This is a genomic window from Xanthobacter lutulentifluminis (genome assembly GCF_043194675.2).
Classification (GTDB): Bacteria; Pseudomonadota; Alphaproteobacteria; order Rhizobiales; family Xanthobacteraceae; genus Xanthobacter.
The window spans coordinates 4,771,556-4,785,099 of record NZ_CM195525.1 but is presented as its reverse complement, the minus strand read 5'-3'; the positions used below and the strand labels follow the sequence as shown (position 1 = coordinate 4,785,099).

At 71.1% G+C, this 13,544-nt stretch carries 13 protein-coding genes; 9 read left to right on the top strand and 4 right to left on the bottom strand.

The features are described from left to right. Positions 1-53: 53 nt before the first annotated feature. The 3 genes from V5F49_RS22170 to V5F49_RS22160 all read left to right on the top strand — a co-directional run bounded on the left by V5F49_RS22170 (position 54) and on the right by V5F49_RS22160 (position 5,700). Positions 54-2,933: an HD domain-containing phosphohydrolase gene (locus tag V5F49_RS22170; protein ID WP_394116613.1), complete on the top strand. Its 2,880-nt coding sequence runs from the start codon at positions 54-56 to the stop codon at positions 2,931-2,933. A 237-nt stretch (positions 2,934-3,170) separates the two neighbouring features. Further along, positions 3,171-4,592 carry an arylsulfatase B gene (locus V5F49_RS22165; RefSeq protein WP_394116614.1) on the top strand — a complete coding sequence of 474 codons (1,422 nt, stop codon included), beginning with the start codon at positions 3,171-3,173 and terminating at the stop codon, positions 4,590-4,592. 76 nt (positions 4,593-4,668) lie between these two features. Then, positions 4,669-5,700 (top strand): helix-turn-helix transcriptional regulator, encoded by a 1,032-nt coding sequence (locus tag V5F49_RS22160; protein ID WP_394116615.1) that lies wholly within the window; start codon positions 4,669-4,671, stop codon positions 5,698-5,700. A 135-nt stretch (positions 5,701-5,835) separates the two neighbouring features. Here the strand turns inward: V5F49_RS22160 and V5F49_RS22155 are convergent, their stop codons facing one another. Continuing rightward, a complete protein-coding gene (locus tag V5F49_RS22155) occupies positions 5,836-6,063 on the bottom strand; it encodes an FmdB family zinc ribbon protein (RefSeq protein WP_394116616.1) in 228 nt (75 codons plus the stop codon). Between the two features lie 334 nt (positions 6,064-6,397). Here V5F49_RS22155 and V5F49_RS22150 point away from each other — a divergent pair, with 334 nt between their 5' ends. The 3 genes from V5F49_RS22150 to V5F49_RS22140 all read left to right on the top strand — a co-directional run bounded on the left by V5F49_RS22150 (position 6,398) and on the right by V5F49_RS22140 (position 7,916). Continuing rightward, on the top strand, positions 6,398-6,730 hold the full coding sequence (locus V5F49_RS22150; RefSeq protein WP_394116617.1) for a monooxygenase system ferredoxin subunit: 333 nt from the start codon (positions 6,398-6,400) through the stop codon (positions 6,728-6,730). A gap of 78 nt (positions 6,731-6,808) precedes the next feature. Beyond that, positions 6,809-7,546, top strand: a complete 738-nt coding sequence (locus V5F49_RS22145; RefSeq protein WP_394116618.1) for an SDR family NAD(P)-dependent oxidoreductase — start codon at positions 6,809-6,811, stop codon at positions 7,544-7,546. Between the two features lie 82 nt (positions 7,547-7,628). Further along, entirely contained in the window at positions 7,629-7,916 is a 288-nt protein-coding gene (locus V5F49_RS22140; protein ID WP_394116619.1) for a helix-turn-helix domain-containing protein, read from the top strand. Between the two features lie 134 nt (positions 7,917-8,050). On the opposite strand, the gene V5F49_RS22135 is transcribed toward V5F49_RS22140, so the two are convergent. Genes V5F49_RS22135 through V5F49_RS22125 form a run of 3 tightly spaced genes read right to left on the bottom strand, consistent with a single transcriptional unit; the run spans position 8,051 to position 10,229 of the window. Then, complete coding sequence (locus V5F49_RS22135; protein WP_394116620.1) at positions 8,051-8,716, bottom strand: O-methyltransferase; 666 nt, start codon at positions 8,714-8,716, stop codon at positions 8,051-8,053. Positions 8,717-8,730: 14 nt separating this feature from the next. Further along, a complete protein-coding gene (locus V5F49_RS22130) occupies positions 8,731-9,162 on the bottom strand; it encodes a DUF6163 family protein (protein WP_394116621.1) in 432 nt (143 codons plus the stop codon). Further along, positions 9,159-10,229 (bottom strand): enoyl-CoA hydratase/isomerase family protein, encoded by a 1,071-nt coding sequence (locus tag V5F49_RS22125; RefSeq protein ID WP_394116622.1) that lies wholly within the window; start codon positions 10,227-10,229, stop codon positions 9,159-9,161. Before V5F49_RS22125 ends, V5F49_RS22130 begins: the two co-directional genes overlap by 4 nt. Positions 10,230-10,528: 299 nt before the next feature. Here V5F49_RS22125 and hemB point away from each other — a divergent pair, with 299 nt between their 5' ends. From hemB to V5F49_RS22110, 3 genes are all read left to right on the top strand, one after another. Then, positions 10,529-11,575 (top strand): porphobilinogen synthase, encoded by a 1,047-nt coding sequence (hemB, locus tag V5F49_RS22120; protein WP_394116623.1) that lies wholly within the window; start codon positions 10,529-10,531, stop codon positions 11,573-11,575. Positions 11,576-11,625: 50 nt separating this feature from the next. Next, positions 11,626-12,894 carry a threonine ammonia-lyase gene (locus V5F49_RS22115; protein WP_394116624.1) on the top strand — a complete coding sequence of 423 codons (1,269 nt, stop codon included), beginning with the start codon at positions 11,626-11,628 and terminating at the stop codon, positions 12,892-12,894. A gap of 89 nt (positions 12,895-12,983) precedes the next feature. Beyond that, positions 12,984-13,526, top strand: coding sequence for an RDD family protein (locus tag V5F49_RS22110; RefSeq protein WP_394116625.1), 543 nt, complete (start codon positions 12,984-12,986; stop codon positions 13,524-13,526). The last annotated feature ends 18 nt before the right edge of the window (positions 13,527-13,544 follow it).

The window sequence follows — 13,544 nt, the reverse complement described above, 5'->3', positions numbered from 1 at the left end:
GTGCAGCAGGGGCGCGGCGGGCGACCCTCGCCGGCACCTCGGGGGAGGAGCAAATGCCGTCTTCGACTGCCGCGGGAAGAGCGGGTCGCAGGGCTGGCGTCGCGGTTCCGCTGCAGCTGGTGCTGGCGCTGTGCGTGGTTTCGGCGATGGTGGTGCTGGGCACGGCGCTCATCTGGCAAGGCTGGCGCGCCGGCCGCGACGCCCTCCTGACCGCGACCCGCGAGCGGGCGCAGAACCTCGGCATCATCCTGGCCGAACAGGCGGAGCGCCGGGTGGCGCCGGCCTCGCTGGCGCTGAGCTACCTGGCATCCGGCCCGATGGCGGACATGTCGGGCGCGCTCGATCTTGAGGATCATCCCGCCGCGCTGCAGTCGGTGTTCGCCAGCGTTCCCTTCCTGTCGGCAGTGGCCATCGGCGACAACAACGGCAATTTCGTCATGCTCCAGCGGATCAAGCCGGAGCTGGCCGCGCAGCTGCACACGCCAGCGGAGACCGCATATGTCCTCGGCAGCACCGATGCCCGGACGCCGCCCGGCGCCTGGCGCTTCCGCTGCTACGACGCCGCCTTCAACCTGATCGAGACGCGCGACCTCATCGACAAGCTGGACTATGACCCGCGCCAGCGCGGCTGGTTCAGCACGGCGGTGCACCGGCAGGGACAGTTCCTCTCAAGCCCCTACCGGTTCGCGCTCACCGGAGAGGTGGGCGTGACCCTCAGCGAGAAGATGGCCCGCTCGGACGGCGTGATCGGCCTCGACGTGGCCCTCTCCGACCTCGACAGCGAGCTGGCCCCGCTCAAGCCGACGCCCCATGCGGAGATCGTGGTTGTCACCGCGACCGGAGCGGTGCTCGCCTATGCCGGCAGCATTCCGGCACAGGAAGCGGCGCTTCAGCCGCTCCGGGCCATCCGTTCGCCGGTGCTCGATGCCCTGGAGCAGCACAAGGACGGCGCCTTCTCCAACATCCTGGAAGTCGACGGCGAGACCTGGTTCGGCTCGCGCCGCGCCCTCGTGTCCAAGCTCGAGAAGCCCAACGAGCTCCTGATCGCGATCCCCGAGCGCGACATCCTCGGCGCGCTGCGGTCGAGCCTGATTTCCCAGCTCTGGGCCGCGGTCGGCATCACGCTTCTGCTGGTGGTGGCAGGCTGGTTCGTCGGGCGGAAGCTCGGGCGCGGCCTCGGGGTGCTGGCGCAGCGGGCCCAGAACATCACGCGGTTCGATTTCAGCCGCCATCCCCCGCTCGCCTCATCGATCCGCGAGATCGCGGCGCTCGACGACGTGCTGGACCGGGTCTGCGAGACCGTGCGGGACTTCCTGACCACCAGCGAGACCATCGCCACCGAGCCCCGGCTCGACCGGATGCTGCAGGACGTGCTCGCCCGGACGGTGCGGGGCACCTCCTGCACCCGCGGCGCGGTCTACCTGCTGGACGACCCGCGCACCGGCCTGAGCCTCGCGGCGGAAGCCCCCGAGCTGGAACGGGCAGGCGCCGCCTTCGCGCCCGCATTGCCGCTCGGGGCGCTCGAGGCCGGCCCCGCCCCGACGGAGGAGGCGGAGACGCGCTTCTCCCTCCCCCTGCGCGACCGGGAAGGACGGCCGCTGGGCCTGCTGGTCCTCGCCCACGAGAATGATGCCTCGCATCGGGGGGAGGAGTTCGAGGCCTTCGCCCGCAAGCTCTCCGGCGCGCTGGCGGTCTCCATCGAGGCACGGCAGCTGATCGAGAACCAGCGCCACCTGCTGGACGGGTTCATCCGCCTGATCGCCGACGCCATCGACGCCAAGAGCCCCTATACCGGCGCCCATTGCCGGCGCGTGCCGGAGCTTGCGGCCATGATCGTCGAGCGCATGGCCACCGAGCAGGACGGCCCCTATCGCACCTTCAGCTTCGGCGAGGAGGAGCGCCGCGCGTTCCACCTCGGTGCCTGGCTGCATGATTGCGGCAAGGTGACGAGCCCCGAGCACGTCATCGACAAGGCCACCAAACTCGAGGCGGTGCACAACCGCGTCCACGAGGTGCGCACGCGCTTCGAGGTGCTGCGGCGCGATGCCGTCATCGCCCATCTGGAGCGGCTGCGGACCGGTGCCGACCCCGAGGTATCGGCTGCGGCGCTCGCGGCCGATGTGGCGCGGCTGGAGGATGATTTCGCCTTCGTCGCGCGCTCGAACGTGGGCGGGGAGTTCATGTCCGACGAGGCGCTGGCGCGGTTGCGGGACATCGCCGGGCGCACCTTCCTGCGCCATTTCGACGATCGGCTCGGCCTGTCGCGGGAGGAGGAGGCACGGTGCGCCGGTGTTCCGTCCGCGCCCCTGCCCGCGTCCGAGCCGCTGCTGGCCGACCGGCCCGAGCATGTCACCCCGTGGGACGGCCACCGTCCGCCGGTGGAGAAGGGCGATCCCGCCAACCGCTACGGCTTCGACATGCGCCTGCCGGCGCACCGGCAGAATCTCGGCGAGCTGCACAACCTGTCCGTCCGCCGCGGCACCCTGAACGACGAGGAGCGCTTCATGGTCAACGACCATGTGGTGCAGACCTACATCATGCTGCGCAGCCTGCCGTGGCCGCCCGGGCTGGAGCGGGTGCCGGAGATCGCCGCCACCCATCACGAGCGCATGGACGGCAACGGCTATCCCCGCCGCATCGGCGCCGACCGGCTGACCGTGCCGGAGCGGGTGATGGCGGTGGCGGACGTGTTCGAGGCGCTCACCGCCGCCGACCGGCCCTACAAGCCGGCGAAGACCCTCTCGGAGGCGCTGCGTATCATGGTGTCCATGGGGCGGGAGGGACATCTGGACCCGCAGGTGCTGATGTATTTCCTGCGCTCCGGCCTGTGGCAGGAGTATGCCTGCCGCTTCCTGAAGCCGGAGCAGCGGGACGAGATGATGGCCGAGGCGGAGGCGCTGGCCGACAGCCTGGCACCGGCCGCGGCGGCATGAGGCGGCTTTCCGGGCCGGCACTGGCGTGAAATGGCAAGCGGCGCCGCGGCGGAGGCGCTAGGGTCGCGCCGCGGTTGTCTGGCCGTCGGCGCGGGTCATCCGGTCGCGCGCACGTCCCATGCGCCCGGACAGTGCGCAGCGGGGGACGGAAGGTCCGCGCCGCCTCTTCCGGCCAACGGCAGCCGGGGCCTCGGGGGCGGGCTCGTCCGATCGATCAACCTTATGGATCTCTCGATCATGCAGAAGTGTCTTCGCGCCCTGGCGCTCATCGCGGCGGCGGTGCTGCCCTCGCTGGCGGCGGCCGCGCCCGAGCCGGCACGGCCGAACATCGTCTATATCGTCGCCGACGACCTCGGATGGGCGGACGTGGGCTTCCACGGGTCCGACATCCGCACCCCCAGCATCGACGAGTTGGCCAACCAGGGCGCGCGGCTGGAGCAGTTCTACGTGCAGCCCATGTGCACGCCCACCCGCGCCGCGCTGATGACCGGGCGCTATCCCCTGCGCTACGGCCTGCAGAGCTTCGTCATCCTGCCCGACCAGACCTATGGCATCCCGCTCGACGAGAAGCTGCTGCCGCAGGTGCTGAAGGAGGCTGGCTATGACACGGCGATCATCGGCAAGTGGCACCTCGGCCATGCCGACCGCGCCCTCTGGCCGCGCCAGCGCGGGTTCGACTACCAGTACGGCCCGCTGATCGGCGAGATCGACTATTACGACCACAAGGTCCACGGCACCGTCGATTGGTACCGCAACGACAAGCCGCTGGACGAGCCCGGCTATGTCACCACCCTGCTCGGCCAGGACGCGGTGCGCTACATCGACCAGCGGGACGCCAGCCGTCCGTTCTTCCTCTATCTCGCCTTCACCGCCCCGCACACGCCGCTGCAGGCGCCGAAGGAGGATCTGGAGCGCTATTCCGGCATCAGCGATCCCAACCGGCGCGCCTATGCGGCCATGGTCACCGCCATGGACACGCAGATCGGCGACGTGCTTGCAGCACTCAAGCGCAAGGGCCTGCGCGACAACACCATTGTCGTGTTCCACAGCGACAACGGCGGCGTGCGCAACGCCACCTTCGCCGGACAGATCGAGACCAAGGGCGACCTGCCTGCCCGCAACACCCCGTTCCGCGATGGCAAGGGCTCGCTCTACGAGGGCGGCACGCGGGCGGTGGCGCTCGCCAACTGGCCGGGCCACATCAAGCCGGGCGAGGTGGATGGGCCGCTGCATGTGGTGGACATGCTGCCCACCCTCGCCGGCCGGGCCGGCGCGGCGCTGGCGGGCACCCAGCCGCTCGACGGACGTGACGCCTGGGCCACCATCGCCGCCAACGCCCCCTCCCCCCGCGACGAGGTGGTCTACAACGTGGAGATGTTCCGCGGCGGGGTGCGCAAGGGCGACTGGAAGCTGGTGTGGCGCGCGCCCCTGCCGGCGAAGGTGGAGCTGTTCAACCTCGCCAGCGATCCCTCCGAGAGCCGCGACCTTGCGGCGGACAACCCGGAAAAGGTGGCGGAGCTGCAGCGGCGCATCCAGGAGCTGGCGGGGCAGATGAAGCCGTCGCTGTTCTTCCAGTCGACGTTCCAGCAGTACATGGGCCGCGATGCGGGCGGCCCGGTGTTTCCCAACACCGAGGCGTTCTTCGAGCAGGGCGACTGAGGCGCACCAATCCCGCCTTGCCCTCTGGCGCGGTCGGGATAGGCTCTCCCCGCATTGAAAGGTCCGGGGAGAGTCCATGGCGGTTCCGGCGGCGCGCGCCTCGATCCTGCATATGCTGCCGGCGCATCTTGAGGCGGCCGGGGTCGGGGCGGACCGGGTGCTCCGGGCCGCGGCCCTGACGCGCGAGGACGTGGCCGGCTCCACCGTGGTGGCCCGGGCGCAGGTCTGCGCCGCGCTCGATGCCGCGGCGCGGGCCCTCGATGCGCCGGCGCTCGGCCTTGCCCTGGGCGCTGCCGCCGAGCCGGAACGCCTTGGCCCGTCAGGCATCGCCCTGCACTCGGGGCCGACCGTGGCCCATGCCATCGCGGCTCACGCTGCCCGCCTGCCCGCGCTCCAGACCCACGCCGGCATCACCCTCAGCGTCGAGCAGGGGCGCGCAGTGTGGCGCCATCACCTGGGAAGGGGCAGTGGCGAGGACCCGCGGGTGCTTTATGAGGGGGCCTCGGCCTTCATCTTCGCCATGCTGCGGCGGCTGATCGGGCGGTCATGGGCGCCGGACGAGATCGTCTTCCCCCACCCGTGCCGCGGCGACCGGGGCACCTATTCCAGCTATTTCGACGCGCCGGTCCGGTTCGCCGGCGGCGAGGCGGCGATGATCGTGTTCGACGCCGCCCTCCTCTCCCTGCCGGTGCCGGTGCGTCCGGTGCCGCCCGCCGGGCCGCACGGACAGGCCGTGGCAGCGCCGGACATCCCGCCGCGCGAGGGGGCAGCCCTGCGCGACGCGCTCGCGGACATGATCGAGGCCGCCCTGCCGGATGCCGTGCCGGGCGGGCGCGTCTGCCTGCCGTGGGCGGCGCGCACCCTGGGGCTCGCGCCCCGCACATTGCAACGCCGGCTCGACGCCTGCGGCGTCAGCTTCGGGGATATCCTGGCGGACGTGCGCCGGTCGGTCGCCCGCGAGCGGCTGCTGGAGGGCGGGACCGCCGTGACGGAGCTCGCCATGGCGCTCGGCTATTCGGACGCCGCCCACTTCATCCGCGCCTTCCGCCGCTGGGAAGGGCTGACACCCACCCAGTGGCGTGCGGCCGCCGGCATGGACGGCCGGTGAGCTCCGCTCTCGCGAGGGCGCGTGCCCCCGCGAAAGAGCATGCCGCCCATCCCGGCTGACGCCGATCGCTCCCGGTGTTCTCGGCGCTTTCCGCGCTTTCCGCGCGCAAGCCGGCAGCCCGCGCGCGGAAATACCCTAGCGCTTGCGTTCGGCAGCGCTGAAGTTGCTCAGGTGCCCCTCCCGCCCGGCCTGGGCGCGGGCGGCCTTGAGGAAGGATTTCATCTTCTGGTCGGGGGCGATGCGCGACATCAGCTGATCGAGCTTGTCGCTGCCGCAGGCCGGGCAGACGGGGGTTTCCGACGAACCCACCAGGATCTCGAACGCATTGTCGCAATCGGAACAATGATAGCTGTAGAGCGGCACCGCCGAGCCTCCGTCCTGCCGTGACCAAGTTCGGGTGGATGCGCGCAAATCATTGAGAACGCGCGCGTCTTCCCCGGTCGTCTGGGTTGCGCGTCCACCGTCGTCGCCCGGCGGCACGCGCTTGCACGACGGTCCAAGCAGGAACCGGGCCAAGACAGGGCATGCCGGGGCAGCCGGCAGCGAGCGCCGCGGACCTCGCGCGGTTTTTGCTTGCGGGCCGGGGAGGAGGGGCGATCATGACACCATTCGTGCGCTGCTTGCCGTGCGCCTCGGCGTTGTTCGTTCCCTGCCCCGCTTCCTTGCCCCGCTTCCTTGCCCCGAAAGATTTTTCGCCATGTTCACCCGCGTCTGCAAAACCGAGACCCTGGCCGAGGGCGGAATGCGCCTCGTCATCGCCGACAGTCATCTCATCGTGCTCGCCTGGCCCGACAATGGAGAGATCGTGGCGTTCCAGGGGGTCTGCCCCCATTCCGGCATGCCGCTGAACGAGGCCGAGTTCGACGGCACCGTGCTCACCTGCCCCAGCCATTTCTGGACCTGGGATCTCAGCTCCGGCGCGCCGCTGGAGCCGCAGGAGAGCGCCCTCGCCGCCTATCCGGTGAAGGTGGAGGACGGCGTGGTCTACATCGACACCGAGGGAGTCGCGCCGCTGTTCGCCGCGCCCTGACCGCCACTGCCGTTCCTGCTGCCGTTCCCGAACCGTGATCACGAGCGGGTCGCCTGCGCGCCCTGACGGAGCTTTGCCATGACCGAACCGACGGACACCCCCCATCCGGCCGCCCGCGCGGACGCGCCCCGCAGCGCCGTCATCATCGGTGCCGGCAACGGGCTTGGCGCAGCCCTGGCGCGGCGGCTGGCGCGCGAGGGCTTCCAGGTGGCGCTGGTGGCGCGTGATGTGGACAAGCTCGCCGGCGTGGTCGCCGAGACCGGCGCCCGCGCCATCGCCGCCGACGCGCAGGTGCCGCAATCGGTGGAGGCGGTGTTCGCCGAGGTGGACCGCACCCTCGGCACGCCGGAGCTGGTCGTGTTCAACGCCGCCATGCGCTACCGCGGACCGATCGAGGTGCTCGACCCCACCGACGTGATGGATGCGTACGCCATCGGCGCGTTCGGCGGCTTCCTCGCCGCCCAGGCCGCCGCCCGCAGGATGCTGCCGCGCGGGTCCGGCTCCATCTTCTTCACCGGCGCGACCGCCAGCGTGAAGTCCATGCCCCATTCGGTGCCGTTCGCCATGGCCAAGTTCGCCCTGCGCGCGCTGGCGCAGGGGCTGGCGCGGGAGCTGGGGCCGCGCGGCATCCATGTGGCGCACTTCATCCTCGACGGCGGCCTGTCCTCCTCGTGGGCCACGGCGGGCGAGAGCGGCCCGGCCGACAAGTGGCTCAATCCCGACGCAGTGGCCGAGAGCTACCTGTCCGTCCATCGCCAGCACCGCTCGGCCTGGACCGCCGAGCTGGAGCTGCGCCCGTGGGTGGAGAAGTTCTGATCGGCGCGCGCACCGGCTGCGGCGGCGTTGTGGTGCAGCGCCGGCCGTGCCATGTTCCGGCTCAAGATCAGGGAGGAAACCCTTGCCGCATTCGATGGTGACGGGACGTCAGATCAAGGCCGGGCGGGCGCTGCTCGGCTGGTCCCGCGCGGAACTGGCCGACCGCACGGGCGTCAGCAGCGCGACCGTGAAGGTGGTGGAGAAGGATTCGGGCGTGCTGGAAGCCCTCGCGTCCACCCGCGCCCGCCTGTGCCGCGTGCTGGAGGCGGAGGGCGTGAGCTTCCTCAACGCCGGCTCCGTCGGCGTCCAGATCGTCCCGAGGGACGAGGGCCTGCGCACCGAAGACCTCAACGCCTCCAACGACGACTGACCTGCCTCATGATCCTGCACAATCTTGCCGCGCGCCACTGGATCGTGGTCGCCCTCATCATCATCGTGGCGATCCTCGCCTATCTGGGTAGCTGGTCCTGAGCTGACCCGGCGCCGCGTCCGCCACGGGCGCGGCTAGTCGACCCGCAGCAGCGCGAAGCCGTCGTAGCCCTTGGCGCCCACCGTCTGGACGGCGGTGGCGGTGAGGCGCGGGTTCGCGCCCACGAGGTCGAAGAAGCGGCGCACGCCCAGCACCGCCAGGTCGGCGCTCGTGCCGTCCAGCACCTTGCCGTCGCGCACCACGTTGTCGCAGACGATGACGGTGCCCGGCCGCGCCAGCCGCAGCGACCAGGCGAGATAATCCGGATTGCTGGGCTTGTCGGCGTCGATGAAGATGAAGTCGAACGGCCCCGCCCCTTCCGCCTCCAGCAGCGGCAGCGTCTCCACCGCGCGCCCCACCCTCAGGTCCACGCGGTCGGAGATGCCGGCGCGGGCGAAATTGGCGCGGGCGACCGCGGCGTGGTGCGGGTCGAACTCCAGCGTCACGATACGCCCGTCGGCCGGCAGCGCGCGGGCGAGGAAGATGGTGCTGTAGCCGCCGAGGGTGCCGATCTCCAGGATGCGGCGGGCGCCAGTCATCCGCGCGAACAGGTTCAGCATCTGCCCCTGCGCGGCGGAGACGCTGATGGCCGGAAGCCCGGCCTCGGCCGACGCCTCCAGCACCTGCGCCAGCACCGGATCGTCGGGCAGCAGGCGCTCGACGATGTAGTCGTCCATGCGGGTCCAGAGGTCGGCGCTCATATGGCGAGGCTCCGTCAGTCCTGATCGCTCTCCCGCGCCGCGCGGATGGACAGCACCGCATAGGCCACGACCAGGGCGAGTTCCACGAGGGTGAACAGCAGCAGCCGCGTCATGCCCGCCGGCGCCCAGGCGCCCAGCACCACCTGCATGAGCGTGGCGATCAGCCAGAGCACCACCGCCCAGCCGGCCCGCAGCCACAGGCCGACGCCGGCGATGGGATCGACGATGGCGACCCATATGATGGCCGCCTGCGCCGCCGTCGGCAGCGCCTCGAACCGGCTGTCCGGCCCGTCGCCAATGCCCATGATGACGGCCCAGTGGATCACGCCTTCCAGCAGCAGGAAGGCGGCGACCCCGCGCAGGAACAGGAACAGCCGGCGCCGCCAGGGCGTCAGGCTTTCCCATTGCGCGCGGGCGCTGGCGTCGATCGGGTCGTAATGGCTCATGCGCCGGGGGCCAACAGTTCCAGTTCTTCGGGGATGGGGTCGAAATGCGCCGAGATCACGGCCGGGTCGATGTCCTCCAGCCGCGCGGGCTGCCACTTGGGAGCGTTGTCGCGGTCCACCAGCACCGCGCGCACGCCCTCGTAGAAATCATGGCCCGCCGCGACGCGCGTGACCACCCGCATTTCGAGCTTCAGGCATTCGCCGAGGTCGAGCGCGCCGCCGCGGCGCATCTGCTCCATGGTGATGGCAAGGCTGGTGGGAGACTTGGTGCGGATGTCGCGGGCGGTCGCGGCGGCGAACTCCGCATGGGGGCCGGTGCCGGCGCCGGCCGAATCCAGCGCGGCGAGGATGGCGGCAAGGTCGGGCCGGCCGAAGGTGTCGGCGATGAAATCGGCGCGATCGGTGAAGGCGCTCGGTGCCGGCGGCGCGCGATGGGCGGCAATGGTGGCATCCACGTCGCCGCCGGCGCACAGGGCGGCTTCCAGATCGGCGAAGGCGGCGGAGGGCACCCTGTCGGTCGCGAGCCCGCAGGCCAGCGCCTCGGGCGCGCGGATGCGGCTGCCGGTGAGCGCCAGGAACACGCCGAACGCGCCGGGCAGGCGCGGCAGCACATGGGTGCCGCCCACGTCCGGGAACAGGCCGATGTTCACCTCCGGCATGGCGAACAGGTAGCGCTCGCCCGCCACCCGGTGCGCGCCATGGGCCGAGAGGCCGAACCCGCCGCCCATGCAGATGCCGTCGATGAGCGCCACGTAGGGCTTGGGGAAGGAGCCGATATAGTCGTTGAGGACGTATTCCTCGCGCCAGAAGGCAAGCGATTCCGCCGTGCGCCCCTCGCGCCCGAGGTCGTAGAGGGTGCGCACGTCGCCGCCGGCGCAGAACGCCTTCTCGCCGGTCGCCTTGATGATGACGCGGGTGACGGCCGGGTCCTTCGCCCACTGGCGCAGGCGGGGCAGGATCTCGCGGACCATGGGCAGGTTCAGCGCGTTGAGCGCCTTCGGCCGGTTCAGGGTGATGACGCCGGCTTCGCCCTTCACGTCGAGCAGAACCTCAGGTTCCGTGGTCACTGCGCCTCTCCCTTCCTGCCTTCGCCGCTGAGCGGTCTGAGGCGGCAGGGTTAGACGCGCCCCCCGGCACCGTCAACGCGGCCATGCGCACACGCAGGGTGCGCGAACGCACAGCCGGCGGCAATGAGCGGCCATCGGAGCATCGCTCGCGGCCTGCGTGCGGGAAGGGTCGGCGCGCGCCCGGACGGGAATGAGGTGTCCCGCGCTTTTCCCGCCTCCCCTCGCGGGCCGGGCGCGGCGGGTCTATAAGGGCGGAATGGCGCCCCTGCTGGCGCAGCCAAGGACGAACGAGTCGCCACATGCCCCTCTCCAAGCCCCGCCTCCACACCGTTCCCGAAGCCGGCGCGTCCATCCCCGGCCTCGACCTCGTGCAGCGGCCCCGCCGCAACCGGAAGACGGACTGGGCGCGGCGGCTGGTGCGCGAGGCGACGCTGACGGCCGACGACCTGATCTGGCCGATCTTCGTCATGAACGGCACGGCGAACCGGCAGGCCATCCCCTCCATGCCCGGCGTGGAGCGGCTGACGGTGGACGAGGCGGTGCGCGCGGCCGAGATGGCGGCCAAGCTGAAGATCCCGGCCATCGCCATCTTCCCCTATGTGGACCCGACCCTGCGCGACCCCACCGGCAGCGAGGCGTTGAACGCGGAGAATCTGGTCTGCCGCACCCTGCGTGCCATCAAGGCCGCGGTGCCGGAGATCGGCCTCATCACCGACGTCGCCCTCGATCCCTTCACCAGCCACGGCCACGACGGCCTGCTGGAGGACGGGCGCATCCTCAACGACGAGACCGTGGACATCCTGGTGCGTCAGGCGCTGGTGCAGGCGGAGGCCGGGGCCGACGTGATCGCTCCCTCCGACATGATGGACGGCCGCGTCGGCGCCATCCGCGCCGGGCTCGACGCCGCCGGCTTCACCGACGTGCAGATCATGTCCTATGCCGCGAAGTACGCCTCGGCCTTCTATGGCCCGTTCCGCGACGCCATCGGCACCGCCAAGACCCTCTCCGGCGACAAGCGCACCTATCAGATGGACCCCGGCAACGGGCTGGAGGCCCTGCGCGAGGCCGCCCTCGACATCGAGGAAGGAGCGGACATGCTGATGGTCAAGCCCGGCCTGCCCTATCTCGACATCGTGTGGCGGCTGAAGGAGGCGTTCGGCGTGCCGACCTTCGCCTATCAGGTGTCCGGCGAGTACGCGATGATCGAGGGCGCGATCCGCAACGGCTGGGTGGACGGCGACCGCATCGTCGCCGAGAGCCTGCTCGCCTTCAAGCGCGCCGGCGCGGACGGCATCCTCACCTATTTCGCGCCGCGCATCGCCGAGCGTCTGGCCGCGCAGGCCTGAACACAGAGGCCTGAACGCTCAGGCCGCAACACGCCTCGGGGAGGACCCGCATGACCAGCCCCGCCCTCGCGGATGCCTCTCCTTCGGGGGCGCCCCTGCCGGTGACGCTCGCCGATGTGGAGGCGGCGCGCCCGCTCGTCTCCACCGCGGTGCTGCGCACGCCCACCCTGCGGGCGCCGCGCCTGTCCGCGCTCACCGGCGCGGATGTCTATGTGAAGTACGAGAACCTCCAGACCACCGCCTCCTTCAAGGAGCGCGGGGCGCTGGTGAAGCTCTCCCGCCTGACGCCGGAGGAAGCCCGGCGCGGCGTCGTCGCCATGTCCGCCGGCAACCATGCCCAGGCGGTGGCGCACCACGGCACGCGGCTCGGCATCTCCACCGTCATCGTCATGCCGGAGACCACGCCGCAGGTGAAGGTGGCCGCCACCGAGGCCTTCGGCGCCGAGGTGGTGCTGTTCGGCGACACGGTGGCCGACGCGTTCGAGGAGGCGCAGCGCATCGCCCACGATCAGGGGCGAATCTTCGTCCATCCCTATGACGACCCGGACGTGATCGCCGGGCAGGGCTCGGTGGCGCTGGAGATGATCGAGGACGGCCCGGCGTTCGACGCGGTGGTGGTGCCCGTCGGCGGCGGCGGGCTCATCGCCGGCATGGCGGTCGCCTTCGCCGGCCGCTCGCCGGCGACGCAGGTGGTGGGGGTGGAGACCCAGCTCTATCCCGCCATGTGGTCGGCCATGACCGGCACTGTTCGGCCCTGCGGCGGGCCGACGCTGGCGGAAGGCATCGCCGTGCGCGACGTGGGCGCGCTGACGGCCCGCATCGTCCGCGCGCTGGTGCCCAACATGGTGCTGGTGGACGAGACCGCGCTGGAGCGGGCGGTCAACGCCTACCTGATGCACCAGAAGACGCTGGCGGAAGGCGCCGGCGCCGCCGGCCTCGCCGCTTTGCTCGCCGAGCCGGAGCGCTTCCGCGGGCAGACGGTGGGCCTCGTGGTCTCGGGCGGCAACATCGACCCGCGCATGATCGCCGGCATCCTGCTGCGCGAGCTGGAGCGGGAGGAGCGCATCGTCTCGTTCCGCCTCACCATCCTCGACCGGCCGGGCATGCTCGGGCGCATCTCCACGCTGCTCGGCAAGCTCGGCGCCAACATCCTGGAGGTGCACCACCGCCGCACCTTCCTCGATGTGCCGGCCAAGGGCACCCGGCTCGATCTGACGGTGGAAACGCGCGACCATGCCCACGCCGAGCTGATCCAGAAGGCGCTGGAGGGCGAAGGCCTGCCGGTGCAGCGCCTTGGCGCCGGAGGCGCGGACTGGTAGCGCTCGCCGGAGGCGCGGACTGGCAGCCGAGGCGGACCTTGCGTCCGCCCATCCGCCGCACCACGTGAATGGCGAAGGAGCGATTGACCATGAGCTACACTGGCGACACGTCCCGCGACCCCCGCCTGGGTCTGGACGACGGGCCGCGCCCGCATGCCTATGATCCCGTGACGCAGCCGGAGTATTTCGAGGGCGTGCTGACACGGCGCATGCTGGCCTTCCTCGTGGACGCCATCATGATCGTCGGCGCGGTGGTCCTGTTCTATCTGTGCGTGCTGGTGATGGGGGTGGTGACGTTCGGCCTGAGCTGGATCGCCTTCTTCTTCATCTGGCCGACCTTCGTCATCGTGGCGCTGGCCTACAACGCCCTCACCCTCGGCTCCCCGGCCTCGGCGACGCTGGGCATGCGACTCATGGAGCTGGAGATGCGCACCTGGTACGGCGCGCCGGCCTATTCGCTGCTCGGCGCGGTGCATGCCGTGTGCTTCTGGGTGTCCGTCTCCGTGTTCACGCCGTTCGTGCTGCTGGTGGCCCTGTTCAACGACAGGCGCCGGCTGCTGCACGATTTTCTCGTCGGCACGGTGGTGGTGAACAACGAGGTGCGGGCCGGCGCGCTCAGGCGCCCACGCTGAATGTCGCCGTCCTGGTCC

What these genes read in the sequence shown, in the direction of transcription:
- V5F49_RS22170 (WP_394116613.1), top strand. Translation starts at nt 54, where the DNA reads ATGCCGTCTTCGACTGCCGCGGGAAGAGCGGGTCGCAGGGCTGGCGTC.
- V5F49_RS22165 (WP_394116614.1), top strand. Translation starts at nt 3,171, where the DNA reads ATGCAGAAGTGTCTTCGCGCCCTGGCGCTCATCGCGGCGGCGGTGCTG.
- V5F49_RS22160 (WP_394116615.1), top strand. Translation starts at nt 4,669, where the DNA reads ATGGCGGTTCCGGCGGCGCGCGCCTCGATCCTGCATATGCTGCCGGCG.
- V5F49_RS22150 (WP_394116617.1), top strand. Translation starts at nt 6,398, where the DNA reads ATGTTCACCCGCGTCTGCAAAACCGAGACCCTGGCCGAGGGCGGAATG.
- V5F49_RS22145 (WP_394116618.1), top strand. Translation starts at nt 6,809, where the DNA reads ATGACCGAACCGACGGACACCCCCCATCCGGCCGCCCGCGCGGACGCG.
- V5F49_RS22135 (WP_394116620.1), bottom strand. Translation starts at nt 8,716, where the DNA reads ATGAGCGCCGACCTCTGGACCCGCATGGACGACTACATCGTCGAGCGC.
- V5F49_RS22130 (WP_394116621.1), bottom strand. Translation starts at nt 9,162, where the DNA reads ATGAGCCATTACGACCCGATCGACGCCAGCGCCCGCGCGCAATGGGAA.
- hemB (WP_394116623.1), top strand. Translation starts at nt 10,529, where the DNA reads ATGCCCCTCTCCAAGCCCCGCCTCCACACCGTTCCCGAAGCCGGCGCG.
- V5F49_RS22115 (WP_394116624.1), top strand. Translation starts at nt 11,626, where the DNA reads ATGACCAGCCCCGCCCTCGCGGATGCCTCTCCTTCGGGGGCGCCCCTG.
- V5F49_RS22110 (WP_394116625.1), top strand. Translation starts at nt 12,984, where the DNA reads ATGAGCTACACTGGCGACACGTCCCGCGACCCCCGCCTGGGTCTGGAC.